Source organism: Micromonospora sp. CCTCC AA 2012012 (assembly GCF_040499845.1).
Classification (GTDB): Bacteria; Actinomycetota; Actinomycetes; order Mycobacteriales; family Micromonosporaceae; genus Micromonospora; species Micromonospora mangrovi.
Window position 1 is genome coordinate 1,042,598 of sequence record NZ_CP159342.1, and the last position, 24,669, is coordinate 1,067,266.

23 protein-coding genes are annotated in these 24,669 nt (G+C 70.7%); 12 read left to right on the top strand and 11 right to left on the bottom strand.

Annotated features, from left to right (window positions below):
- The first annotated feature begins 1 nt into the window (after position 1).
- From ABUL08_RS04870 to ABUL08_RS04900, 7 genes are all read left to right on the top strand, one after another.
- The gene (locus tag ABUL08_RS04870; RefSeq protein ID WP_350934903.1) at positions 2-1,864 is read left to right on the top strand and encodes an Hsp70 family protein; all 1,863 of its coding nucleotides are present in this window, start codon (positions 2-4) and stop codon (positions 1,862-1,864) included.
- 50 nt (positions 1,865-1,914) lie between these two features.
- Positions 1,915-3,894: a hypothetical protein gene (locus tag ABUL08_RS04875; protein ID WP_350934905.1), complete on the top strand. Its 1,980-nt coding sequence runs from the start codon at positions 1,915-1,917 to the stop codon at positions 3,892-3,894.
- 702 nt (positions 3,895-4,596) lie between these two features.
- Complete coding sequence (locus ABUL08_RS04880; RefSeq protein ID WP_350934907.1) at positions 4,597-5,430, top strand: DUF4253 domain-containing protein; 834 nt, start codon at positions 4,597-4,599, stop codon at positions 5,428-5,430.
- A gap of 313 nt (positions 5,431-5,743) precedes the next feature.
- Positions 5,744-8,710 (top strand): BTAD domain-containing putative transcriptional regulator, encoded by a 2,967-nt coding sequence (locus ABUL08_RS04885; RefSeq protein ID WP_350934910.1) that lies wholly within the window; start codon positions 5,744-5,746, stop codon positions 8,708-8,710.
- A gap of 85 nt (positions 8,711-8,795) precedes the next feature.
- The gene (locus ABUL08_RS04890) at positions 8,796-9,821 is read left to right on the top strand and encodes a DUF2637 domain-containing protein (RefSeq protein WP_350934912.1); all 1,026 of its coding nucleotides are present in this window, start codon (positions 8,796-8,798) and stop codon (positions 9,819-9,821) included.
- Positions 9,822-10,408: 587 nt separating this feature from the next.
- Positions 10,409-10,609, top strand: a complete 201-nt coding sequence (locus tag ABUL08_RS04895; RefSeq protein WP_350934914.1) for a hypothetical protein — start codon at positions 10,409-10,411, stop codon at positions 10,607-10,609.
- Between the two features lie 44 nt (positions 10,610-10,653).
- A complete protein-coding gene (locus tag ABUL08_RS04900) occupies positions 10,654-10,830 on the top strand; it encodes a recombinase family protein (protein ID WP_350934916.1) in 177 nt (58 codons plus the stop codon).
- A 72-nt stretch (positions 10,831-10,902) separates the two neighbouring features.
- On the opposite strand, the gene ABUL08_RS04905 is transcribed toward ABUL08_RS04900, so the two are convergent.
- From ABUL08_RS04905 to ABUL08_RS04930, 6 genes are all read right to left on the bottom strand, one after another.
- Positions 10,903-11,364 (bottom strand): DUF4262 domain-containing protein, encoded by a 462-nt coding sequence (locus ABUL08_RS04905; RefSeq protein ID WP_350934917.1) that lies wholly within the window; start codon positions 11,362-11,364, stop codon positions 10,903-10,905.
- Positions 11,365-11,368: 4 nt separating this feature from the next.
- On the bottom strand, positions 11,369-11,740 hold the full coding sequence (locus tag ABUL08_RS04910; RefSeq protein WP_350934919.1) for a hypothetical protein: 372 nt from the start codon (positions 11,738-11,740) through the stop codon (positions 11,369-11,371).
- Positions 11,741-11,914: 174 nt separating this feature from the next.
- Positions 11,915-12,508 carry a hypothetical protein gene (locus tag ABUL08_RS04915; protein WP_350934922.1) on the bottom strand — a complete coding sequence of 198 codons (594 nt, stop codon included), beginning with the start codon at positions 12,506-12,508 and terminating at the stop codon, positions 11,915-11,917.
- Between the two features lie 32 nt (positions 12,509-12,540).
- Entirely contained in the window at positions 12,541-13,554 is a 1,014-nt protein-coding gene (locus ABUL08_RS04920) for a hypothetical protein (protein WP_350934924.1), read from the bottom strand.
- A gap of 613 nt (positions 13,555-14,167) precedes the next feature.
- Complete coding sequence (locus ABUL08_RS04925; RefSeq protein ID WP_350934926.1) at positions 14,168-15,127, bottom strand: hypothetical protein; 960 nt, start codon at positions 15,125-15,127, stop codon at positions 14,168-14,170.
- A 52-nt stretch (positions 15,128-15,179) separates the two neighbouring features.
- Positions 15,180-16,187, bottom strand: a complete 1,008-nt coding sequence (locus tag ABUL08_RS04930; RefSeq protein ID WP_350934928.1) for a DUF4192 domain-containing protein — start codon at positions 16,185-16,187, stop codon at positions 15,180-15,182.
- 108 nt (positions 16,188-16,295) lie between these two features.
- On the opposite strand from ABUL08_RS04930, the gene ABUL08_RS04935 reads away from it, so the two are divergent.
- From ABUL08_RS04935 to ABUL08_RS04955, 5 genes are all read left to right on the top strand, one after another.
- Positions 16,296-16,682, top strand: coding sequence for a hypothetical protein (locus tag ABUL08_RS04935; RefSeq protein WP_350934930.1), 387 nt, complete (start codon positions 16,296-16,298; stop codon positions 16,680-16,682).
- Positions 16,683-17,045: 363 nt separating this feature from the next.
- On the top strand, positions 17,046-17,243 hold the full coding sequence (locus tag ABUL08_RS04940) for a hypothetical protein (protein WP_350934931.1): 198 nt from the start codon (positions 17,046-17,048) through the stop codon (positions 17,241-17,243).
- Between the two features lie 304 nt (positions 17,244-17,547).
- Positions 17,548-17,814, top strand: coding sequence for a hypothetical protein (locus tag ABUL08_RS04945; RefSeq protein WP_350934933.1), 267 nt, complete (start codon positions 17,548-17,550; stop codon positions 17,812-17,814).
- Positions 17,815-17,836: 22 nt separating this feature from the next.
- Positions 17,837-18,304, top strand: a complete 468-nt coding sequence (locus tag ABUL08_RS04950) for a hypothetical protein (RefSeq protein ID WP_350934936.1) — start codon at positions 17,837-17,839, stop codon at positions 18,302-18,304.
- 131 nt (positions 18,305-18,435) lie between these two features.
- The gene (locus ABUL08_RS04955) at positions 18,436-18,618 is read left to right on the top strand and encodes a hypothetical protein (protein ID WP_350934937.1); all 183 of its coding nucleotides are present in this window, start codon (positions 18,436-18,438) and stop codon (positions 18,616-18,618) included.
- Positions 18,619-18,933: 315 nt separating this feature from the next.
- Here ABUL08_RS04955 and ABUL08_RS04960 read toward each other — a convergent pair whose 3' ends face one another.
- From ABUL08_RS04960 to ABUL08_RS04980, 5 genes are all read right to left on the bottom strand, one after another.
- Positions 18,934-20,022 (bottom strand): hypothetical protein, encoded by a 1,089-nt coding sequence (locus ABUL08_RS04960; RefSeq protein ID WP_350934939.1) that lies wholly within the window; start codon positions 20,020-20,022, stop codon positions 18,934-18,936.
- A 337-nt stretch (positions 20,023-20,359) separates the two neighbouring features.
- Positions 20,360-21,955 (bottom strand): VWA domain-containing protein, encoded by a 1,596-nt coding sequence (locus tag ABUL08_RS04965; protein ID WP_350934941.1) that lies wholly within the window; start codon positions 21,953-21,955, stop codon positions 20,360-20,362.
- Positions 21,956-21,967: 12 nt separating this feature from the next.
- Positions 21,968-23,089, bottom strand: a complete 1,122-nt coding sequence (locus ABUL08_RS04970) for an AAA family ATPase (RefSeq protein ID WP_350934943.1) — start codon at positions 23,087-23,089, stop codon at positions 21,968-21,970.
- A 260-nt stretch (positions 23,090-23,349) separates the two neighbouring features.
- Entirely contained in the window at positions 23,350-23,661 is a 312-nt protein-coding gene (locus ABUL08_RS04975) for a hypothetical protein (protein ID WP_350934945.1), read from the bottom strand.
- Positions 23,662-23,697: 36 nt separating this feature from the next.
- Positions 23,698-24,594 carry a DUF4314 domain-containing protein gene (locus tag ABUL08_RS04980; RefSeq protein ID WP_350934947.1) on the bottom strand — a complete coding sequence of 299 codons (897 nt, stop codon included), beginning with the start codon at positions 24,592-24,594 and terminating at the stop codon, positions 23,698-23,700.
- Between the last annotated feature and the right edge of the window lie 75 nt (positions 24,595-24,669).

Genomic DNA, 24,669 nt, shown 5'->3' on the forward strand with positions numbered 1-24,669 from the left:
TATGCAAGCGGGGCAGGCGCGGCTGGCGATCGACTGGGGTAGCGCCAATACCACCGCCGTGTTGGCGTGGCCGGACGGCAGGTGGGTGCCGCTGCTGTTCGACGGTGAGCCGGAACTGCCCAGCGCAGTGCTGATTAACCCTGGCGGGGACGTGTCGACCGGCCATCAGGCATGGCAGGCGGCCGCGACCGCCCCGGACCGTTTTATTCCAGCCCCGCGCCACTCGCCAGAGCAACGCTTGAACGTTGCGGGCGCTGAGATGGACGTCCTTGACCTTGTTGCCTCGACGCTGCGGCGGGTCGCCGAGCAGGCGCAGCACACCGCGGGTCTCCGGGTGGAAGACGTGCGAATCGTGGTGCCGGCCGGGTGGGGCCCTCGCCGACGTACCTGGCTGCGCCAGGCAGCGCACCGTGCAGGTCTCGCCCAGCCGCAGCTGGTCGAGGCGCCGATCGCGGTGGCCGGGCACCTGCTCACCAGCGGGGTGAGGCTTCCGGTGGGCTCGTTCATCGTGGTCTGCGATGTCGGGGCCGGCGCGGAGGTCAGCGTTCTCCGCCGCGGTCCCGGCGGGTTCGAGGTTCTCGCTACCCTGTCCGACCCGGCCGCCGGCGGTGCGGCGATCGACGACGCCGTCGCCGCCACCGTCGCCGCCCACACCCCGCCAGCTGATGGTGGTGACCGGTGGGCGCTGATGGCCACCGTACGGGCCGCGAAGCACGCGCTGGCCGACCGCGCCGCGGTGATGGTGCCGCTGCCCGACACGTCGGCGACGGTGCTGACCGTTGGGCTGCTGGAACAGGCGGCCTATCCGGTCCTGCAGCGGGTTGCCCAGCTGACGGTGGAGGCAGTCGCCGCGGCGGAGGTCAATCCCCAGGACCTTGCCGGGGTGTACTGCGTTGGTGGCGTTGCCCGGTTGCCGCTGCTGCAGAAGGTGCTCACCGACGCTCTTCCTGTCGCCCCGACCGTGGTCGCGGACCGTGTGCTTGCGACGGTACGCGGCGCCGCGGACGCGGGCGCCGCCACCGCGGGGGAGGTGACGCCGCTGCAGGAGGTGCCGGTGCCGCCGGTGCGGCGAGCGGCCGCGATCGCGGTGCCCGGTTTCGCGTCGCTGGGCCTGGTGTCGCAGTTCCTGCTCACCGCGGAGTGGAACGGCGCTCTGATGTACCGGATGGCGCTGCTCAACTGGGGTGAACTCGCGGTCGCCGCAGTGTTCGCTCTGGTGGCCAGTCTGAGCGCCGGCACCGTGTTGGCGTCCGCGATCGCCGCCCGTACCAGCCTCACCGGCGGCACCTCGGTGACCCCTGGCGTGCAGACGGGCACCGGGATCTTGGCGTCGGCGTCACTCGGTGTCGCGGTCGCCGGCATGTACGCGGTGGTGGGCAGCCTGTACATCGGCGACCCGGTCGCCGGGTTCCTGCGGTGGACGCTGCTGCCGGTCGCCCCGATCGTCGCTGCTGCCGCGGTGATGGCCCTGGTCGCCGCCCGGCAGTGGCGTGTCCCGCCGGGCGGTTGGTCGCAGCTGCTCGCGTTTCCGACCGGTTCGGTGGTCACCGCCGGCTTGGGCATGGCGTTGATCCAGTACTCGCTGACCGCCGACCGGTGGCCGTCCCTGGCCCTGTGGATCGACATCGGCGGGCGGGTAGGTGGGTTGCTCCTCGGCGTCGGGACGGTCATGGCGGTGGTGTCCGCACCGATCCTGCGGCTGATCCTTGGGGTGCCTGTGGCGGTCATTGCTGCCGCGTTGGTGAGCTGGCCGGCGTCGGGGATCCTCGGGGTGATCTACGCGCTCGCCGTGGCGGTGTGGTGGCTGCGTCAGCTGTGGACCCGCCTGCTGCGCCCCGGCGTCGCCGGCCGGCAGGTCCGATGAGCGGATCCGCTGCCCGCGCCGACCGTTCTGCCGTGGGGGAGGGGTAGGGGGTGAGCTGGCCCAGGCGAGTGATGGGCGCCGCGCTGCTGACGGCGGTGCTGGTGCTGCCGCCCTGGCTGCTGGCCAGATACGCCGGTCCGCTGCTCCCCAGCTGGCCGACCGCCGCGCAGCTGCGCGCCTGGGTCGCGGACCCGCTGACCGCCCGCACGGTCACCGTGGGGCTCGCCGCCGGGGCGTGGCTGCTGTGGCTGGGCGTGGTCTACACGGTGGCGGTGACCGCCGCCCGGCGGCTGCGGGCGGGAGCTCGCTGGGTGCGCCGCCTGCCGCTGCCCACCCCGTGGCAGGCTGCCGCGACGAGCATGGCCGGCGCCGCCGCCCTCACCACCGCCCACACACCCGCCCCTGCCGTCGCTGCCTTGCCAGTAGCGGCGTCCACCGACGGCCTCCACCACCACCAGCCGGACACCGTGCGGGCACACACCGACACGGGGGTGACGATCGCCGGGGGCTGGCTCCCCGACGAGACGGCCCGGCAGGTCACCGCAGCGGCAGCCCTGGTGTGGCTGCGCCGCCGCCGCGCCTACCAACCCGGCCAGAAATCCCACAATGCGTCAGCGCTGACACCGCTGCCGGACACGGTCACCGCCGTGCAGGCAGCGGTCGCCGATCAACCGCCACCGCCGGCCACCCCCACCAGAGCCGCGATGCCGGACCTGCCCGCTACCGGGGTGGCTTTCACCGGCGACGGCACGACCGACGCCATCCGAGGTGTCCTCGTCACTCGACTGCTCGCCGCACTGCGTGACCCTGCAGACGGTGTGCGGGTGCTCGTCACTCGCCGCGCCTTGGCCGCCCTGCTACCCGACCTGCCCGCAGCGTCTGAAACGATCCCCGGCTTGCACGTCGTCGACACCGCCGACAAGGCCGTCGGACTGCTGGCCTCCGCAGCCCACACCCCCGCACCGTCCGATGACAGCCTCCCGCCGGCACCGGTCCTGATCACCGAAGGGAGCTCCGCCGCCGCGACTGAGCAGCTGACCGCCCTGATCGCACACCGGGTACAGGTCGTCACGCTCGACACGAGGGCCGTCGGACACACCTGGCACGTGGACCGCCACGGTCACACCCGCGACGAGCGCACGGGCCGACCCGGACCACGGCTGTGTGTCCTCAACCCCACGGCCGCGACAGACCTGCTCACCGTCCTCGTCGGCCCCACGACTACCGCGTCCACCAGCGCCGCCGCGAAACGACAGCAGTCCGCCGTCGGCACGCAGGCTCGGATTCCCCGCCAACCTGGCAGGGACACCCTGCGCACGACCACGTCACGCCCGGCGGTGTTCGAGCTGCGGGTGCTCGGTCGCCCTACCCTGCACGTCGAGGGGCAGCCGGTGACGATCCGCCGCAGCGCGGCCCTGCAGGTGCTGGTCTTCCTCGCCGTGCGGCCCGACGGCGCCACCACCACGCAACTGGTCCAGGCCATCTGGCCCGGCCTACCCGTCCACACCCTCACCAGCCGCCTCTACACCACCCTCAGCGACCTCCGCGCCAACCTTCGCGCCGTGACAGACCTGGAAGTCCTCGGAACTGTCGACGACCGCTACTGCCTAAACCCCCAGCAGGTCGACGTCGACCTGTGGCGGCTGCACACCGCCGCCCACCACGCCGCCGCCACCCTCACCGATCCGACACTCGCCTGGCAGACGGTGATCGACGCCTACACCGGTGACCTTGCCGCAGGCCACACCTGGCCGTGGATCGACCAGCCCCGCGAAGTCACCCGCCGGGTCGTCCTCGACGCCTACGCCAGCCTCGCGGCGGCGCACACCGACCCGCACGACCGGCTTCGACTCCTGCAGGCGGCGATCCGCATCGACCCCTACAACCAGGACCTGCACCAGCGCGCCGCTGACGAACTCACCGCGCTCGGCGACCCCGCCGCCGCCCACCGGCTCCTGCACACCCAGCGGAAACTCTTCCCCGACGTCGCCCCTGCCGGCAGCGACCTACCAGTCGACGTTCGCCGCTGACCGACTGACGAGAGCTCACCGTGTGACCAGCTCACCGCGCCCCTCGCGGCCCCGTAATACCGGCACCCCGCGTCACTGCAACTACTAGGAAGCCTGTGCGCGCGAAGCAGGATCAATGCCCGTCGCGGCCCTTGCGATAAGAAGCCACGAGCCATCCGAGGAGCCCGACCAGCAAGAGGACCATGACGATGACACTGACCTGCCACGGCTTCATGCGTGAGAGCGTAGGGGACTCCGGGCAGGAAGTGGTATGGATACGGTCCGGCGGGGGAGAGGCTGCTCGACGACCCCGCGGCGACTGGGAAGGCGAAGCGGAGGCACCTCTTGAACAGCAGGGGGCGCTGGGGCGTCGCACTCGTCGGCGTAGCGATGCTGATCGCGGTACTGACTGTCGATCGGGTTGGTCGCGACCAGGTCGCGATGCTTCTGTCCCTTGAACTGGCGGTCCTCGGCGCGGCGTTCGTGGCATCGTCACGGCCATAGCTACCACCCCGGCCCCAGTGCTGACGGTCCGCTCAGCACCTCACGAAGCCCGCATCACTGCGCATACCGATGCCAGCGCGGCTCCGCCAACCTCACCTCAATCACCTGACGTGTCGTTGCTCTTCCCGTAGACACTATGGACGGTCCCACCGGCCAGCTCCGCTATGAGGAAGGCGGCGCCCCGCCGAGCGCTCCAGTGGCTAGAATTACTGTGCTCGTATGGCTGCAGCGATGGACGACGCCCGCGACATCGCGACCGCACTGCGAGGATCTGTTCTGCAGGGCCACCCCGTGGAGGAGGGGCCCGGCCACACCTTCCTGGTGAGGAAGGTCGAACCTGCTCGACTACTCGATGCGTGGCATGCCGCTCACGCGGTCATGCCGGTTACAGGCCGGTGGCCCGTCTTCACGTTGCCGGACGGCCTCTACGACGAACCGGATGCTGTGTACCTCGCTGATCTGGACAGGGCGGCTCGGACGCTGGATCCGTGGTCGGTGTATCAGCGCAGCAGTGAGGTCCAGGACCACCAGAGCGTAGAGCGCTATGTGCAGACGTTTCTGGGCCCCGAGATGGTCGCCTCCGCCTTCGAGCAGCTGACCCTACCGACCACCTCGACGGCTCTGCAGCGGTGGACCTATGACACCCTCCTCGCCGACTCGAAGCTCGCCGCCCGCGCCTTCAGCGGGTCCAAATACCTCGTCGGCACCAGCAGATGGCACACCTGGCCCGAAGTGCATTTGGTGCTACTGCCCACAACGTCACAATGTCTGGCCCCTGCCTGGGTGCCCTACTTCGGCGCCACCCGCGACAACTGCATCCCGGCGTTGGCAGCGGCCCTCCGGCAGTGGGACCAGCGGTGGGGCGCCGCTCTCATCGCCGCTTGGGGAACCATGCTGCAGCTCACCGCGCAACACCGACCTCAACCGGGCTCGCAGGCGTGGGAGCTCGCCGGGCAACTCATGGCCGTCGGTGGCAGCCTGCAGTGCGAACAGTGGCAGCTCGCCATCGCGCTTACCCGGGGCGACGCCTGGTTCCTGCACGACCGTCCCTGATCGTTCCTTGCTTATCCCGCCGCCGGGCTGGCTGCAGCGCTCCCACCAGCAACTCCTCAACAACGTCGGGACGCCGACCTGCCTGTCGCTAACCGGCTGATCACCGAGGCGCGCCGCCGCGATCCTCTCGGCTGGACCCGCGCCTACCGCCACCGCTCTGACCTGCTGGTGTGAGGTCGTGTCAGGTCGTGTGAGGCGCTGTCAGGTCGCACCCCACCCCACTGGCACCTCGGCGGCCATACCGTCACGGCACTGTCCACCCCGCCCCGGCCGGCCACACCCGCCGCCGGCCGGGGCAACGAACGGAGGCCAGGTGACAATCCACGCCCGCACCCTCGCGATCGGCACGAGCGTCCTGTCCACGACCGCCGTGCCCGCCGTCCTCGCCCTCACCGGCACGTGGACACTGTCGCTGCCCGCACCGGACGCCGTCCGGCAGTGGATCGCCCAACCAGTGGGCACCGGCTTCGTCACGGCCCTCACCGCCACCGGAGCAGTGGCCATGTGGCTGCTGCTGGCCACCGCCGTGCTCACCCACGCCTACCGCGCCCTCGGCCGGAGGCTGCGCTGGATAGCCACGCTTCACCTACCGGGCCCGTTCCAAAGCCTCACGGCTGCGCTGCTCGGCGCGACCGCCGTCACCACCGCCACCGGTGCCACCGCCCACGCCGCCCCCGTCACCCACAGCAGCACCGACCTGGCCGTCTCCGAACCGGCCACCGCGGCACTCTACCCGCCGGCCACCGGCCGTACCCGCACGGATCCGCCACCGGCCAACGGGCCGGCGGCCACCTATACCGTCCGCCGCGGGGACAGCCTCTGCAGGATCGCCGAACAGGAACTCGGCGACGCTGACCGGTGGCCGGAAATCTATGCCCTCAACCGCGGTGCCCGCTTCCCGCGCACCGGCGGCACCCTGCAGGACCCGAACCTCATCTACCCCGGCTGGACCCTCGCCCTGCCCGCCGACGCCACCCCACCCACCAGGCAGAAGCCCCGCACACCCGTCACCCCGCCGCCCAGCCCAGACAAACCCGACGGGCAGGCGTCGCCGTCACCTCCCGGCACACCCCCTACCAGTCCGTCACCTCGCCCGCCGTCGCCCGCGACACCGGCCACCCCAACACGGGACAGCAGCAGCATCCCAGCGCCCGCACCGACCTCCTCCGACGAGAACCCCGCCAGCCCCGCGGCGGAGGACACCAGCGGTGCCGTTGAGCGGGCGACCCGCGGCGTGTGGTTGCCCAGCGGCAGCTGGGTCGACATCGGCCTAGCCCTCGCGATCACCGCCGCGGTCGCGCTGGTCTGGGCCCACCGCCGCCATCGCTACGTCCCCCGCAACCCCACCAGCGCAGCCGCACGGGTGGACGACCCTGACCTGGCACCCATGCCCCGAGTGGTCGGGCAGATCCGCCGCGGCCTGCGCCGCGCCGCCGCCGGCGAGCCCGACCCGTACGCACCCGCCCCCCGACGTGACACCCACGACGACGAGAACGACATCGACGACGAGCCCGCACACACCGGTGATGACGACCGGGACGCCGATGCTTCCGCAGCCCACGCACCCGCGATGTCCGACGATGCGCGCGGCGTCGATGCGGCAGTGCTGCCAGTGGTGCCGGCCCTGGACCACCCATTCGCCGCTCGGTGGCCCGCCGCCGGGCTGGGACTGACCGGTCCCGGCGCACAAGCTGCCGCCCGCGGGTTCCTCACCGCCGCCCTGGCCACCGGCGGCGTGAACCACCCGCAGGCCCGCACCGAGGTAATCATCCCGTCGCCGACCGCGGCGACACTCCTGGACGCCGCCGCAGCCGACCTGCCACGCACGCCCCGACTGACCATCACCACCACCCTCGACGACGCCCTGAACCTCCTGGAAGCCCAGACGATGCGGCGCACCCGCCTGGTGTGCCGGCACGACGTCGACAGCGTCGCCGAGCTACGCCGCACCGCGCCCCACGAAGCACCTCTACCTCCGATCATGCTGCTGGCCGAGGCCACCGACCGCCACGAGCGAGCCCGCATCGCCGCCCTCCTCGCCCAGGGACAGCACCTCGACATCCACGGGATCCTCCTCGGCGCATGGCCCGAAGGCGACACCATCACCGTCGCCGCCGACGGCACCACTGCCACCAGCGACGAGAGCCCTTTCTGCGGCGGCCACCCCGCGGATCCAGGTCGTCTCGCCGTGCTCGGCCCGACCGAAGCCGTCGACCTGCTCACCACCCTCGCCGAGTCCCACACCGGGCAACCGCCCGCTCCCACCGACCAGCAGCACCTCTCTCACGCACACCCGTCTACCCCCCACAACCCGCCGCCTCCCGCACCCCGCTCAGCGCTGACAGCCGCCGCGCAACTCGCACCCCAGGCCGATAGCGCACAGACTCCGGCTCACCGCCAAGAGGTGAAGCTGGCCGCCTCCGATGAGGCGGCTGCGGTCGACGGCCGAAATGACCGCGTCAGGCACCTCCCGGACGACGCCACGGCAGGCGCCAGCGCCGACACCCCATCCGGGCAGGTGCGCGTGCGGGTACTGGGAACCCCGGCAGTAATCGACGGCGACCCGCAGCGCACACCACGCGCCAAGTCCCTGGAACTGCTGGTGTACCTCGCGGTCCACGACGGAGCAGCCTCCACCGACGCCATCCTCGACGACCTCCTACCCGACGCCCCATCCAGCAAAGCCCACGGCCGGCTCTACACCTACGTCTCCGGCCTACGCGCGGTCCTACGACACACCGGCGGACCCCGCACCTATCTCAGCCACCCCAATCACCGCTACCTCCTGCACCCAGACACCCTCGACATCGACCTATGGCGCATGCGCGAAGCCATCCGAGAAGCCAGCCACACCACCAACCCCCACACCCGCACCGCCGCACTGCGCCGCGCGGTCGACGCCTACACCGGTCCCCTCGCGCAGGACTGCGACTACGAATGGATCGAGCCCTACCGCGAAGCGGTCCGCCAGGAAGCTATCGACGCACACCTCGCCCTCGCTGACACCCTGACCGACGACCCGGCGCAGCAGCTCGCCGTCCTCGACGCCGCCATCGCCCACCACCCCCACCACGAACCCCTGTACCAGCAGGCGATGCGCGCCCGCGCCGAACTGGGGCACCTCGACGCGATCCGCACCCTGCGCCGTCAGCTGACCCGAGCCCTCGCCGAGATCGACGCCGAACCCCGCGACGACACCCTCGCCCTCGCTGACCGGCTCATCGCCGCGGTCACACGCTCCGGCAAGCCCAGCCAGAAGCCTGAAAGCCGGACCGCATGAGCACCACGACAGCGCACGCCACCCAAGCCGGGGAGCGAGAGCGGGAGTGGCGCCATCTACGGCGGCTGCGGTGGGGGTCCGCGCCGTGCTCGCCCTCGGCATTACCGCGTCCATCGCCGCGAACGTGCTTCACGCCCGCCCCAGCCCGGTCAGCCAAGTCATCTCCGCGTGGCCGCCCCTGGCGCTGATGCTCACCGTCGAGCTGATCTCCCGCGTGCCCACCCACCAACGGCTACTGGCAGCGGTCCGGATGATCGCCGCCGCCCCGATCGCCGCCATCGCGGCCTGGGTGAGCTATTCGCACATGGCCGGCGTAGCCGCCCGCTACGGCGAGACCCAAGCCGCCGCTGCATACCTGCTGCCCCTGTCTGTCGACGGACTGGTCGTGGTCGCCAGCGTCAGTCTCGTCGAGATCACCGGCCGCCTCCGCACCGCCACCACACCCTCCCCAGATGGACTGTGGAAGCAAGATTCGGCCCTGTATCGGCAACCCGACGATCCGAGCTACATCACGGCCTTGACCGTCGCGTCCCAGGCACCGCATCCCAGCGGCCCCTGCACCGCCCGGAGATCTGAGCCGATGGAGGATACCCGGCCGGCAAGGTCGTCTGTGGCTTCAGCGCCATCCACTCCCGCCGTGCCGCCACCGTCCACGGGTTCGGAGGGCACGCCGGCCGGTGACAAGACCCGAACGCCTACCGAGCGCCGGCCAGAACCGGGATCTGGCTACCAGGGGGCCATCGCAGAAGAAGGCGATCGGACCCAGAACGGGGAGCCCGGCGTAGAGGGCCGCGCTGAAGCCACGCCGAGGGCCCGGTGCCGCATCGCAGCATCCACCGCCAGGTCCACCGAACACCCGCCATCGCCACCTCACGGCGACCCTGCCGACGGAGGACACTCGCACCGTCGTGCTGGCGGCCACGAGGAAGCCGTGCCCTCGGACACAGCCTCTGCGGTGGCGTACTGGCACCGCCGCGACCCAGGCCTGCATCCGGCGCAGATCGCCGCGCGGATCGGCAGATCCGAGCGCACCGTCCGGCGACACTGGCCGCTGCCCACCAGCGACACACCCCACGCCAACCGCAACGTGGCCAACTCCGTCCATCGCTGAGGATGCCGGCCCGAAACGTGAGAACCACCCGACATGATCCGGCAGGGGCAAGGCATTCCATCGCTGACTCGCCCGCGGGGCCAGAAGGTGGCAAGCTGCCGCATCCGCCGCGCGATCATGCGGGAACAAGAATTAGCGGGAACGCTGAGAGGGTCTGGCATGCTCGTCGTATGGAGCCAGAACAGCGAAGAAGCATAGTGGAAGCTCTGTGGAACGCGCTCTTCAACAGGCCCAATCCGTTCGCGGCGCCTCGCCACACGCCGCGTCGTACCTTTCGAGGCCATCCCGTCAGGTGGGCCCTCGTTCGTCCTCTGATCGGCTGCTGGTACGTAGTCGAGACATATCTCTTCGTCTTCGAGGAGGCGAAGGCGCCATCAGCAGGACGCCTTCCGCGTCCGGGCGGATCCATCACTGCTCAGAGCGACAAGTCCCGGTTGATAGCACCCCCGGGCCGCCTTGTCACATCCTCTGGCCGCCAGCTGCGCGGTCCCAACCTCGCAGGCCGAATTCCTGCATGTCCTTCGGCCTCCGGGGCTGCCGTCGTCTGATCGCACGACGCGCTCCCCGCCCTTCCTCGGGAGCGTCCCTTGCTCGACCTGCTCAAGCCTCTCGCCGACACCACCGGCCCAGCCGTGTGGATCATCGTCGGTGTCGTCTTCGCCTTCCTGTTCTTCGTGGGAGTCACGCTCTTCGTGGCCCTGTTCTCGCCGGACAAGGTGCGTGCGGAACGCGCACACCGCATCCTGCGCGAGTTGTTGGTGGTACTCACCCTCCGGCGGCGACAGTGAGCGCCCGCCCTTACCGAGGGCGGCCCTCCTCATGCCCTCCACAAGTGCTCCAGAAGGTGGTCACCATGCGGCGGGCCGGCAGTCGGCTGGTCGACATCTGCGCGGCGATGAACGAGGCAGAGATCCCCACCCCGGGCGGGGGACGCAAGTGGTGGCCCTCTCACGTCTCCCGGTTGCTGTACACCCGAGCAGCCCAGCGGCTCGACGGCGGCGAACCGTAGCAGTCGTGCTGGTCCGGACACCCGAAAGTGTCCGGACCGGCACGATCGCAGAGCCTCGTGCCGTTGGAATGGCTATGGGCGACCGATCACCGGTTGGACCTTCGCCCCGTAGGCGTAGTCAGCGTCCCAGGGAAAGCATCCCCGGGGATCGGGCCACACGATCTGCTGCACGCGCACCCGTTGGTGGCCGTAGCGGCCGTAGGCGGCACCCGGGTACAGCGGATCATCGGCGTCGCCGTCGACGATAACCGCGTCGTAGCCGGCGATAAGGTCGTTGATCCGCTGGCCGTGACCGAACCGTTCGACCTTGTCGTAGACGCGGCCGGCGAGGTCGTTGAGCAGTGCCTGCGAGGTTGCAGGATCGAGGCCGGCGATGAGCAGTTCCGGGTGATCGTGGGCGGTGAGGCCGACGGTGTAGGCGAACGGAACCGCGTGGCCGGGCTCGTCGTCGGCGGCGTGGACGAAGGTGACCGACCAGCCGACTCTGTCGATGATTTCGCTCTGGCGGCGCATGAAGTTCTCCATGCTGGTCATCGGTCTACTCCTTCGGGGATGCGGTGGGGGTGTGAGGTGGCTGGGGCGGGTCGATCTCGACGAAGCCGAAGAGTCGTTCGATGAGCTGTAGAGCCTGGGTGTGGTAGCGGTCGGCGAAGCCGCGGCAGATCGCCGGCTTGGCCGCGGGATGCCGGTAGTGGGGGAGTGTGTCGTGGCAGACGATGAAGGACTCCCGGCGGCGCGCTTCGGTGACGAGGTCACGCAGCCGGCCGGCCGCGAGGTGCATTCTGTTGCCGGGAGCGAAGATGCAGGTGTCGCACTGTCGTGACAGCAGCCGGGACTTGCCGAGGGCCGGGTCACCGACGCTCAGGTCGGCGCTGCCGTCCGAGCTGTCGGGGGCGGGCACGGGTTCCATGAGGGTTCCTCCTGCTGGTCGGTAGGGCTGCGCGTCGTCTCAGCGGCGGCCCTTGCTGTACGTGCCGTGAACGTGGTCCGCGGCGGGCAACGAGTCGGTGCGGGTCGCGCGGGGACACGACAACGCCGACCCCGGGGACGGGGCCGGCGCCGAGAAGAGGCATGAAGGGGCCGGTCAGGCGGACTCGGCGGCGGGTGGTTGCAGGGCGACGGTGAGGCGGTCGATGGTGGGCCATCCGTCGGTGTCGGATTGCCACGCCTGCGCGTCGCCGGAGGTGGGGAAGGGGCCGACGACGGCCAGTTGGGCGCGGTCCCGGTCGAGCAGCACCAGGCCGACGCTGGTCGTGTCCCCCGGTGGGGTGTGGGCGGCTGATGCGATGTCGGGCGGCACGGTCAGCCACTCGTCGGGGCGGATGGTGGGGGTGTCGGGGTGGTGCAGGGCGGCGGGGGTGGTGGCGGCGACGCGGGCGTCGCGCATAGCCAGGTGGGGGGCGTAGTCGGCGGCTGCGGCGCGGCCTCGGATGGGGCCGTGGAGGGACAGGGCGGCGTCGGTGGTGACGGCGAGCAGTGCGTGCGGCTGGGGGTCTTCGTCGGTGTCGAGCAGGGCGACGCTGAACGCGTCGCGGCTGCTGATGTCGATCAGGGTGAGCAGGGCCGGTCGGCCGGTGGTGGTGTCCCAGCGGACGACCTCGAAGTGTTCACCGGTGAGGGTGAGGAACCGCTGGTAGGCGTGGTTGTTCGCGTCGAACGGGTATGGGGTGTTCAGCATGATGTCGCTCTTCCGGTGGGTTGGGGATGGGCTTAGCGGGCGAGGACGGAGACGGTGTCGCCCAGGAGCAGGGGCGCTCCGTCAGGGCCCTTGATGTGGGAGTGGATCCAGATGCGGTAGGGCCGGCCGTCGGCGTCGACCAGGCGCCGCCAGTGGCCGCGCACGATGAACCGGACGCGGTAGTGCCACTTCGCCTCACCGGTGGGTTCGGCAGCGGGTTTGGTGCGGCGGAGCATGACCACGCGGGTGTCGTGGCGGATGCTGGCGCGTAGCGCCCGACGGCGCGCGGGCCGGTCCAGGGGTGGGCGAGCGACGGTGGCGATGGGTTGTTCCTGTATGCGCCAGAACGCGTACAGCACTGCCGCGACGGCCCTGACGCACAGCGTCGACTCGTCGATACATAACCGGCCGTCGGGCGCGCTCTCCCAGTCGACGTCCACGGCCTCGGTCAGGTCGTGGTGGCCGCGGATCGGGGTGCCGATGGGGAGCTCGGCGAAGGTGTTGAGCACGTAGGGGCCGAACTGCGCGGCGAGTTCCGGTGCCTCGGCGAGCTGGTCGCGGCGGCGGGCGGCGGCGGGGTCGAGGGGGTCGTCGCGGTCGGCCCACCCGGTGATCCACCAGCTGGTACGGCCGCTGTCACGGTTGTGGACCTTCGCCCAGGTGATCGCGCCGATGGACGTGACCTGGCCGCTGACGGCGCGTTCGTAGATCGGTTCGGGGAGGAAAAGCACCCCGGTGTCGCTGGGCGCGATGTCGCTGCCGATGGTGTCGCCGGTCAGGTCGAGGGCTTGGGCGGCGGCGGCGATGATCGCGGTCATGGCGGGGGCGAGGACGTAGGGTTCGCCGTCGTGCCACGGCTGGTGCGCGATGCGGCTGAACGCGTCGATGACCGTCTCGTTGCCGATCGTGTCGTCGACGCGGGCTTCCAGCCAGGCTCGCAGGTACTGCTGGGCGAACCGCCCACGGCAGTAGTCGGTCATGCGCAGACGTAGGTCGACCGCCGCGCGGGCGTAGCCAGCGAGTGTCTTCTCGGTCTGGAAACTCAAGTGATTCTCCCTTGTCAGGTGGGGTGCCGCCGGTCAGTTCGGGCCTAGGTCAGGGCTCAGCGGTTGACGGCGGCGGCTGGTCACGCGGCGCGCGGCCAGAGCGCGCGCCGCTGCCGTGGTGGTGCTGGCGGGGGCGTCATGGGGTGGAACCAGCCAGCGAATCGGGTCGCTGCGGCGGCGGCCGGTACGGCAACTCGTGCGCGGCCGCGGGCCAGGAGTGTGGGTCTGGTGGCGGCGTGGCGGGCCCGCTCGGCGTCGCGTGCCGGCGGGCACGGATACGCCTCGCCGGCGCAGCGCAAATTCCCGCAGCGGCCCGCCCTTCCCGGATGGGGTTGGTGCGCGGCGGCGACGTCGGCGGCGAGCAGCCACAGCAGGACGTCGGTGACAGTGCGCGGGACGGGGCGGCGGTGCGACATGGCGGGGCTTGTCCTCTCGGAACTGGTGTTGGCGCGGGTGGTCGCCGCCCCGGCCAGCGGTGTGGGGATACCGCTGTCGGGTCCGCCCGGGGCGGCGACCGGATGCAGTGACGCTCGACTTTCCGCATTGATCAAGTCGTCCACGGGCGGAGACGGCCGGGGCGCGGTGCGTGCCGTTGGCCGCTGCGCTGCTTGTGCTAGTCGTCGCGGTGGATGAGGCGGCAGTCGGGTACGGCGGGGTCGTCGTGGCGGTAGTCGTCGAGGCGCTGCTCGTAGTGGGCAGGCTGATCGCAATGCCGGCAGCGCAGAGGCACGGCCACGTCGAGGTCGACACCGTCGGGCCCTTGCCTGGTCGTGTGGTCATGCGCGGCGAAGCGGCAGGTGCCGTGGGTGCAGAACGTTCGGCCGGGTGCGCGCAGGCGGGCGACGACCAGGCCCTGCACCGCGACCGTGAGGCCGATGCTGTCGTCGGTGCCGTCGTAGGGGACACCGGCGGCGATGAGGTAGTCGCTGCCGTCGAGGTAGCGGTGCAGGTCGGTGGAGGAGCCGACGCCGGCCGGGACGATCCCTTCGCTGATGTCGTCGTCGATCGCGGCGACGATCCGCTCGGCGAAGCGTCGTATCGGCTCGGCCCGATCGGCGGTCGGCGGCGGTGCGGGTTGGTGGTGGGCCAGCCAGATCCGGATCAGGGCCTGCAGGTGACCGATCTGAGTGGCGCGCTGAACGGTGAGGGCGGACAAGCGTGGGCCATGGCCGTGCAGCACACCGAGCGGATCGAGAGCGGGCGCCGGCTCCCCGGGCCCGACGGCCAGCGCGCAGCGGACATCGGCGAGGTGCGCGGCGATGGTGTCCGTGTTGCGGGTGAGAGCGGCTTCGGTGCTGCTCAGGGCGTGGCAGGTGTCGTCGATCGCGGCGGCGATCACCGGCAGCGCGCCGGTTGCGTGTCGAGCGGCGGCGACCGCGTCGTCGGTGATGTCGTGGCCGGTGTACTTGCGGATGAGATCAGATGTCACGGGGTTCTCCTGGCGGCGGCCGTTCGGTACAGCCGGGTGCATGAGGGTGTCGCCGGTGCCGCGATGTCGCCGATGCGCAGGCTGGCTGCGTACCCGCGGCAGTTGTCGGCGCTGCCACGAGCCGGTCGGCGCAGCCAGTCGCACGCGGGCCGGCAGACGACGCGAGGCATCCAAGACACGGGAGATGGGGGTGAATTCACGCGGTGGGTTCACCTGTGGAGGGCCACTGCTCAAGGACGGCAGGTGGGATTCCGTCGCGTAGCGCACGGTCGAGGATGTGCGCGAGGCGGTAATGCGGGTCGGCGGTCAGGGCCCGGTCGAGGGCGACCGCAGCCAGCGCGCCGAGACCTTCACGCCAGGCGGCGAACGCGAGAAGGCTCGCCGGGGCAGCGGCCAAAGACGGGTCAGCCCGGCGGGTGAGGTCGGTCCACACGGCCATATGCCAGGGTTGGGTGCCGGTGGTGGCCTCCCAGGCGATGTCCCGCACGGCGATGTGCGTCAGCAGGACCGTCAGCCACGCCACCTCGTCGTCAGCGGCGACGTGCTCGTCGCGGTAGCGGTCGAAGGTGTCCTCGACCGCGGCGCGCCCGAGGCGGATGACCGCCGCCCGACCGCCTGCCGCCTGCACTGCGGTGAGACGCTGGCGGGCACGGCGGGTGGCGGCCGTCATGGCATCACGGGCAGGCCCGGTGACGGCAGCGACGCTGGCGACGAGGGCGGCCCGGTCGGGTAGAGCGACCTGACCGGCGGCGATGGCGCGTACAGCGGTGGCGGACGTGGTGGGGTCGAAGGGCAGGCCATCGACGGGACAGCAGCGGGGGTCACGGCACTGATAGGAGTAGAAGCGGCCGTCGGTGACGCGCAGCGTGTCCAGCAGATCGATCCCTGCCGCCAGCAGCCGCGGACGCAGCACGTCCACCACAGGAGTGACAATGGGAGCGGCCCCGTAACCGACCACAATTACGGCGGTAGCGGACACGTTGCCCAGCACCACGATCTGCTGCGGGGCAAAGGCGTTGACCCATCTGGTTACCTCCGCGGGATCGGGCAAGTCGGCTCGGCTGACCACGGTGACCTTGGTGCCGGTCAAGCCCACGGTGACGACGCTGTGGGTGGGATGGAACCCGAGCAGGTAGGGCACGGCGGCGAGCACGTCCGCAGGAGAGGCCAGGGACAGCCGAGCTGGTAGGTCGTGATGGTTCACGGTGGTGGAACTCCTTCGAGTGAGGGTGACAAGGCCCGGCAGGGGTTCGCGGGCGGCCCGCGGACCCCGGTGCGGGGGTGTGACCAGGTGCAGGGGGTGTGTTGTGCGGTGTCCGCCGCCGCGGTGGCGCCGGGCGGCGACGGGTGGGTTGTGGCCAGCCGAGACGGCGGCGGGGACGCCGGTGCCGCCGAGGCCGAGACGGGCGCCGAGGGTCCGGCCCCGGTGAACGGCGACGACGGCGGTAGACAAGCGGCGTTGTTGCCAGGCGTGCAGCGCCGCGACGAGGTCGGCGCGGTAGCGGTGGTGTTATGCGAGAGCAACGACCAGGCCAGCGGTCTGCTCGATATCGGTGTTCCCGCCGCGCGCAGTGTGGGCTTGCTAGGGCGAGGGCGTGACATGCATGGCCGACAGGAGCCGCGCAGCGTGCTGGTCGACGTGTGCACGGGTGGTGGCGCTGACGTGCTTTGGCAGGGCGCACATCCGCCGCTCGGGTAGGGTCGGGTGGGTGGCCGAGGTGCGCGACGTAGCTGGCGTAGCGCGGTTGCCGGCCGGGCCGAACAGCCGCTGGCTGCTGTCCTCGCACGGGTCAACGTGAGATGCAGGTCCAGGCGGACGGCGACAGAGTCATGCAGGTGGCATAGGCACGTCCGAGCCTTCAACCGCGGTGAAAGGGCCAGCGAGTTCAGCCGGACGGCGCAGGAACGGGCAGGGCGGCATCAATCACGTTTCTCTGCCCGTGGGTCGGGCGTCGAGGGCACTGTGTGCATCCATACCTGTCGACAAAGGTGAAGTTGTGGAGCGGGCGACATGCGATCAGCAGGTACCAGCAGTGCGATGTCTGCTCGACGAGGTGCTGGGATGACTCGTGTGACCGCCGACCGGCCGATGCTCGTCAGCGTCGTGGATCACTGGTTCTATCTGCAAAGGCCGACCTTCATCGACGTTGAGCAGACCTATTGGATTGATCATGAGACCAGCGAGTTGTGTGTGGATCGAGGCGATGACCGTGTAACCCGGCACGAACGTGCCCGACACGCCGATTGGATGGGCCGGTAGTCGAGATGTCGCTCGTCAAGGTCAGCTGTCCGATGCGGGTGCGGCGTGTAGCGTTGACCGCTTATGGCCCGGGGCCGGCCGGTTACGAGGCGGTGCGGCCGAGCGACGAGGGGCTATCGCGCGTGGGCATCGTTATGCGGATTCAGGCAGCCGTAGCGCTGTAGCAGGTCGGCGTGTCGTCAGGCGCGGTCGATCTCGCGGAGCATCAACGCGTCAATCGCTCTGTCCTGTGCTGCCGTGGTGGCCGCACGCGACGCCCGCCACCGCCGGTCCGACTGTCACGCCCGGAAGAGCCACAGCGGGGATGCTGTTTTACCCGTCGTCGTTCACGCTCTCTGGTTCGGGTACGACGAACGGGTGGAGCCGAGGGACCATCGCCATCCACGGCTACCTCTACCAGCCGTCCGGGGCCCTGGACCGGCAGTACGACAACTCCTGCGCCAACTCCACCTACTGCACGCTACCCACCTGGTCGTTCTGCCCGGCGATCCCTGGCCTTTGGCGCTACGTCGTTCGCGGCAGCGGGCCGGGCGGCACCGCGTCGGACAGCGCGACCGCTATCGTGCCGTAGGGGACACATTCAGGAGCAGACCATGACGCATCAGGCACCCCAGGTTGACTTCACGGTGTGGGACGTGGACGAACACCCGCCCATGAGCCCTCTGGAGGTTTCGACCCTTGACGCGGGGACCGGCACGCCTAACGCCGTAGGGCTGACCCGGGGTGCCAACCCTGGCGAAGGCCCTGGGGTGACGGTCTGGTCTTTCGCCCCGCAGGCCATCGAACAGTTTCCGCTCTGGCTGACGCAGCACGCGGCCATGGCCTTCGTAGCGCCCTACGCCGCTGCTGTCGGCGTCACGCACCGGGAAGCGACCGACCGTATCCGCCTTCTTCTCAAAGAGGGCGAGCCGACCACCCTTACCGTTGATGGCTCACCCGTCGCGGCCGTGGCCTACCAACTTCACGACGACTGGCAGGCAATCGCGTCCCGCGACCCGGCCGTTCCGGTGACGGTGGCATGCAGCGGACGCGACCGCCCCGCGGCGCTCTCCACCGCCTGATCCGGCCTGCTCGAACCGGTTCGCCCCGGCCCATCTCCTTCCCCCGTGGGAGACGACCCGGGGCGGCCTCTATCTGCCCTGAACACCTCCGTCCGCACCGGCCACTGGCCGGCACGGTCCGGGAAGGCCCCATGAACCCGGCTACCGCCGTCCTGGTCGAGCGCCTGTGCGAGGCGAGCGCCATCGACCATCCATTCTCCGCCGCGCCGCGCCGCGCCGCGCCGCGCCTGAGCCTGAGCCTGAAGCAGCACGACGCGGGCCCGCAGGTGCTGCTATCCCTGGGGGACCTGATCGAGTCATTCATCGACGCCTGAATGGTGCGGCCCACGTGTCCGGCCTGCTTGATGCTCTCGCCGAGTCGCGCCCGCGCCACCGTCACTGACGCCATCGAGGTGGCCGGGATGATGCAGAAGCCTCCATCGGTCATCTTCGATTACACTGACCGCAGGGCGAAGGCATGACCGTTACACGCCGCCGGGGCACGCTCCCGCGCTGGCCTTCACGATCAACGCGAACACCGATGAGGAGATCAGCACGCACGTCTTCCCCGGAGCCGTGACGCGCCTGCGCGCAGGGTGCCAGCGACCTACCAGGTCAAGTGTCACCAGTTACAGACGCGCCGTCCGTGGTCATGCGGGTAACAATCCGGCGAGATCGGCGCGGGCCTGTGCCAGGGTCTCCGTCGCCGGTTGAGACGCCCCCCACCAGGCCTGGAGGTCACGCGCGACGAGCAGATCCAGCTGGCCGACATGGTGCACAAGCCATCGATCCTGAGGGACACGCACCATCCTGGTGCGAGGGACCAGTTGCGCGCCGAAGGCGTCGAGGAGGGCGTGCTCTTCTATCTCACGGTGGCTGTCCTGGCCGGTCTTCCTCTCTGGCAGGCCCTGCTGCTCCTGTCTGAGCTTCCACTCGCTGCCGAGGCCGAGCAAGCCGCGACTACGCCGGACGAAGCCGTAGCAGGCCCATGATGCGCAGGCCTGGAGAGCGTCGAGCGCCGCGGCCACGTCGGCGTCCGAGGCCGGCCGACCGTCGGGGAGGGGCCCGACCGCGAACGCCACGTGGCCTTCGTGGGGAAGGAAGCTCACCGCACGGAACCGAGCACCCTTCACAGTGACGAGGTGGTCACCCCGGGCACCGGAGACGGCCAGACTGGCCGGGAGAAGAGCCTCGACCAGTTCCTCGTCCGCCACGGACCACCTGACGGTCCCGGTCGTCACATGCGTGTCCGCCCAGCGGGACGACGCTAACCAGGAGAGCCCGGATCGCACGGCGTCGCGCAGTGCTTCCGGAGACGTCTGCCAGTGCGGGATGTCGGCGAAGCCGTCGTGCTCCGCCGGGATCGTCACCCGGCACTCCAACAGTTCCACCTCGAGATCTGCGCGCCGCACCCGTGCCGGGCTGACCGGGTACGGGACGAAAGCGCCGCCGATGTGGGCCCGGGTCAGCTCGACCGCGACGGGTTCGAGCAGCAGGCGCAGGTTGTCCCCATCCGCCACCACCAGGCAGACCCCGTCGGGCGTGGCAACGACCTCTTCCACCACCGGGATGTCTTCTTCGCTGCCGTCGAGGTCGTCGGTCACTCGGTCGACGATCGCCTTGACCCGGGGCAGCAGTCCGACCGTCTCCGCTGCTCCCGCCAGGAGCAGAGTGACCCCCGGCTCCTCCCGTGCATCGTCGAACCAGGTGTCCCACACCGCCTGCTCAATCCTGGCCATGGTTGAGGTCGCCCCCACCCTTTCCGGTCGCTCTGGCACTGATGCCACGCGTTCCCTGCGGATCCTTTTACCCCTCCAGCGTCGGTCGGCCGAGCTAGTAGATACCAGTGGAACTGTCCTGCGCGGTGACGACAAGCCGCCAGGAACCTGCGGAGAGCCCGCCGGTGCGGTCCCGAACAGTCGCCGCTCGCAACGACTCTCCTGCCGTAATCGGCTACCTTCAGTTCAACCCCGTATAGACGCTCTGGGTAGGACAGCCCCGACGAGGGCGGTTGCCCAACGCCAACAGCGGGACGCAATCCACTCATGCAGCTGCCCGGCGAGCATCTGCGTGTTGTCAGGCGCTGTCGAGGGCGGCGACGGCGGCGTCGGCGATGACGCCCACCGCGTGCACCGGGTCGTCAACGAGCAGCGTGGTGGTGTGAGCGAACGTGTGCCCGGTCAGCTTCGCGGGACGAAGCCACAGCACGGTGCAGCCGCTGTGGTGCAGGGTGCTGATGAGCTTCTGCGCGGCATCCGGGTCGGGCAGGTCCCCGTCGGAGACGACGGCGAGCATCCGCAGCGTGGAGCGGTGCCGCAAGTTCAGGAGGGTGTCGGCGAGTTTCACCGCGTCGACGAACGCGGTCGTGCCGCCGGCGGCTGCCATTTCGAGCACCTGTGTGGGGTGGCGGCGGGGTGCGGTGAGCAGGGTGGCGGTGCTGCCGAACGCGATGGTGGTAGTGGCCGCATGGGTGGTGTGGGCGGCGTGGGCGAGGATCCACCCGGCGGAGGACATCGGCGCGGCGTAGGAGTGCATGGACCCGGAAGTGTCGACGAGGACGGCCAGGTGCAGGGTCGGCTTGTGCGGCGGCAGTGTGGTTCGCCGCTGCCATGGGGTGGCGGTGGGCATGGCTCCGGCGGCGATCTGCGCCTGAGCGGTGATCGCGTGGCGGGTGCGCAGCCGCCCCGGTGGAACGGTCGTAGGTCGGGTCGCCGGTTCCGGGTGCCGGATCCGCGCTTGCCGCAGCCGGGCGGCGAGGTGGCGGGCGGCGCCGCGTTCGGCGTCGCTGGGGTCGCGGCGTGTCCACGTGGCGGGGGCGCGGTGGTGGGATTCGATCTGGCGGGCGGTGTATTCGGCGGAGGTGAGTCCGGCGGCGTGGGCGAGGTATCCGGTCAGCGCCTGGGCGAGGTGGCCGGCGAACATCCCCGAGTCGGCCGCGGGTGGTGTGGGCTGCTGGTCGGGGTCGATGCCGAGGACGCGGCACCACCGCCACGCGAGGGTGATCATCTGTGGGGCGTCGGTGTCATCGACGGTGTGGGCATGCCGCCAGATGTCGCGCAACGCCAGGAGGCGCTTGCGGCCGAGGACGGTAGTGACGGCGGCGCGAACCCCTCGGATGTCCTTAGCGGTGATGATGCGGGCGTCGACGCGGGCGAGGAGCAGGGCAGCGAGTTGTCCGGCGTGCCACGGATCGTCTACCGGTACGCCGTCGGGGTTCAGCAGGTGGGTGACGGTGTGGCGTAGCCACCTGCGGTCGGCGCGTCGCCGGGAACGCTGGCGGTGCTCGGCGCGGGATTCTTCGAGAAGGTCGGCGACGGTGGCGACGACGGGTGGGGTGCCGGGCGGGGTGGTCCACAGGCTGTGGGTGGCGTGGGCTGCCTCGTGGACGAGCAGCCCGTAGGCGGTAGGTACGAGGCGTTTGTGGCCGGCGCGGGCGGGATTGGTGATGTCGGGGGCGCCGATGTGGATGGCGTCGACCTCGATGCGACGGGCATCGGGGTAGAAGCAGGCCGGTGCGCCGCCGCCCGCGCCCGGGGCGACGGTGACGGTCAGATCGTGCCGGCCAGTCAAGGTGGGGATGTGCCGGGTCCAGGCGTCACACCAGGCCTGCCAGTCCGGGTCGGATGCGGCCGTGGGGCTGCCGGTGCGCAGGTGGGTGGGGGAAAGGGCCATCAGGTTGTCCTTTCAGCGTTGCTTGCCGAGGGTCAGAGCGGTGATGTCGGTGCCGAACTGCTGCCGGAGGGCGGCGAGGACCTGCTCTCGGTCGTCTTCGGGGGCGCGGCCGGCGAGGTTCGCGACCGCGGCGGGAAGCCCGAGGGTTTTCCGGACGCGCGCGAAGCCGAGCAGTTCCCGCAGCTGCGGCGCCCACGACACCCGCCCCGCCGCCAGGTCGGCGTTGAGCGCGATGGCGGCCTGCACGGCCGGGGCGGGAACGCCGAGGTGGCGGGCGAGGTCCCAGTCGGTGGTGACCTCGATGTGCACGTCGAAGCGGGAGGCGAGGGCTTCGGTGAGGATCGCGCCGTGCACGCCGGGGTTGTGGCCGGCGATGACGTAGAACCCGTCGGTGGCGTCGACACGTTCGTTGCGGTAGCCGGGGATGGTGATGACACGGCGTCCGTCCATCGCCGGGTACAGCACGGCCAGGACCTTCGGGGGGATGAGGGTGGCGTCGTCGACCAGCAGCGCCCGCCCCTCGCGCATCGCGGTGACGAGAGGCCCGTACACGAACTCGTAGCCACCGTCGGGCAGTGGAATGAAGTTGCCGAGGAAGTCCTCCACGACGGTGTCGCCCGTCCCGGCGACGGTCAGCAAATCGGGGAACGCGGCTTCGACGAGGGCGGTCTTGCCGGTGCCGGGCGGCCCGTACAGCAGCACGGGGATACGCTTCTCCCGTAGCCGGCGCAGCACGTCCACATCGGTGGCGCCCGCGAGTTTGCGCGGGAAGTAGAGGTCTCCGTTGGGGCGGGTGACCGGCTGCCGCCGACTCGTCCCGCGGCCACTGCGGGGTGTACGCGGGGCGGGCGGTGGCATGCTGCCGGCGGCGTCGATACCCGCCTGGGTGATCTGGAAACGGTGCGGGCCGATGTGGTGCGTGGCGTACCCGGCGGCAGTCATCTTCTTCAACGCCTCGAACACCGCGCCGCTGGAGCGGGCGGCGATCGCGGTACTGATCTCACCAACCTTCAGCACCTTGTCGGGGTGCGCGGCGAGATAAGCGGCGACCTGCCGGTATAGGTAGCCGGGCCGGCGGGCGTCACCGGAGTCGAGCGGGACGTCGACGCTGGTGGGCGGTGGTGCGGGATTCATATCGGTGCCTCCTGTCAGGGGTGTGGCCCGCGCGCCCGTCTCCGGGTGCGCGGGCGGTGGTGCGGTGTCCGCGTGGTGGAGACGGGCGGTAGCGGGCAGCCCAGGGCAGGGACGGCCGGCAACCACCGTGTGGTGCTCACAGCAGCGGCAGCCCAAGGGGTGGGCTGCCGGTCAGGGTGTCGCCGCCACCGGGTGGCGACGACAAGGAACGCACCCGACCGCCGGCTGATCAAGTCGAGCCAGGTCGGGCCACGGGATGCTTAGCGGCGGCGGAGGGTGACCTCGTCGCGGGGCCGCCGGTTGATCTGCACGGTCAGGCCGAACACGCTGCCGTCGGACAGCTCCAGCCACACACCCCGATCGAGGGTGAGCACTCCCGCGTCGCGGTAGGTGCGGGCCGAGTCGATGGCCACGGGGGTGCCGTCGTCGTGGGTGAGCTGCGGCAGGTCGGCGTCGTCGCACAGCTGGTCCAGGTCAGCGGCGGTGAGCAGGTGCCGCATCAGGGCTTGCAGGATCTCCTCGTGGCTGTGCTCACCGAACTCGTCATCGGCGTGGGCGTCGAGCATGGTCATGGTCCTTCCACAGGTGGGATGGTTGCGGGACGCAGGTCAGGTCTGGGCTGGCGGCGGGTCGGGCAGGTCGCCGGCGATGCGGTCGCAGTCGTAGGGGTGCACGGCGGTCCAGGTCCAGGCCCGACCCATCACCGTGTACCGGCCGTCCGCGTCGGGACTGATCCGCTCGACAGCCTCGGGATCGTCGTGCACGAGGGTTTCGTCGGCGACGATGACATCGCCGTCGAAGCGCAGGCGGGCCAGGGACTCCTCCACCATCCGCTGTAGGCGTTCCCCGGTGATGCCGTCGGCGGCGAGCTGCCGGCGGTAGCGGTCGCGGGCGGCCTGATGGTCCGCGACGATCGCTTCAGCCACCTGGCGGGTGCAGGCGAACACCGCCCACCCGTTCCACGCGTCGACCAGGGTCCCGGCGAAGCCGACCGGGATCCGCAGGATCCCTTCGGCGTTGGGTGTCCACGCCCAGTCCTCGGCGAACACGCCGGGCCCGCCCAGGCATATCTGGTCGGGGTGCAGGTGCCGGACGTCCCGGTCGTCGCCACCCGGGTGCAGGACGATGCGGCACCGCCGGCCGGCTTCGGCTTCAGCGGCCTTGTCGAAGCCGTCGCACCACGCCCACCGCGTCTGCTCGCGCTGGTAGGCGGTGACCTCGTCCCACGCGGGCGCGCCGTGCGGGGCGTGCGCGGCGTACCGGTCTCGGTCCTCGGCCGCGATGTCCCGGTCGGCGAACGGAAGCCCGTCGGTGACCGCCGGGTCCCCGTCGTCGAGGCCATCGAGGACCCGCCGAGCGGTCTCGGACACGTCACCGGCGGCGCGGCCGCCGAAGGTGTACTGCGCCCACCACCGGGCCGCGTCGCGTCCGGCGACGCCACCGGCCGTGTGCAGCGCGTCGAGCACCTGCTGCCAGCCGTCATCTTTGGGGGGAGAGTCGCTCATCAGGTTGTCCTTCCATCAGTGTTCTGCGAAGTGGGAAGTTGGAGGCGGAGTCGGCCAAGCGGGATCGGCCGAAAA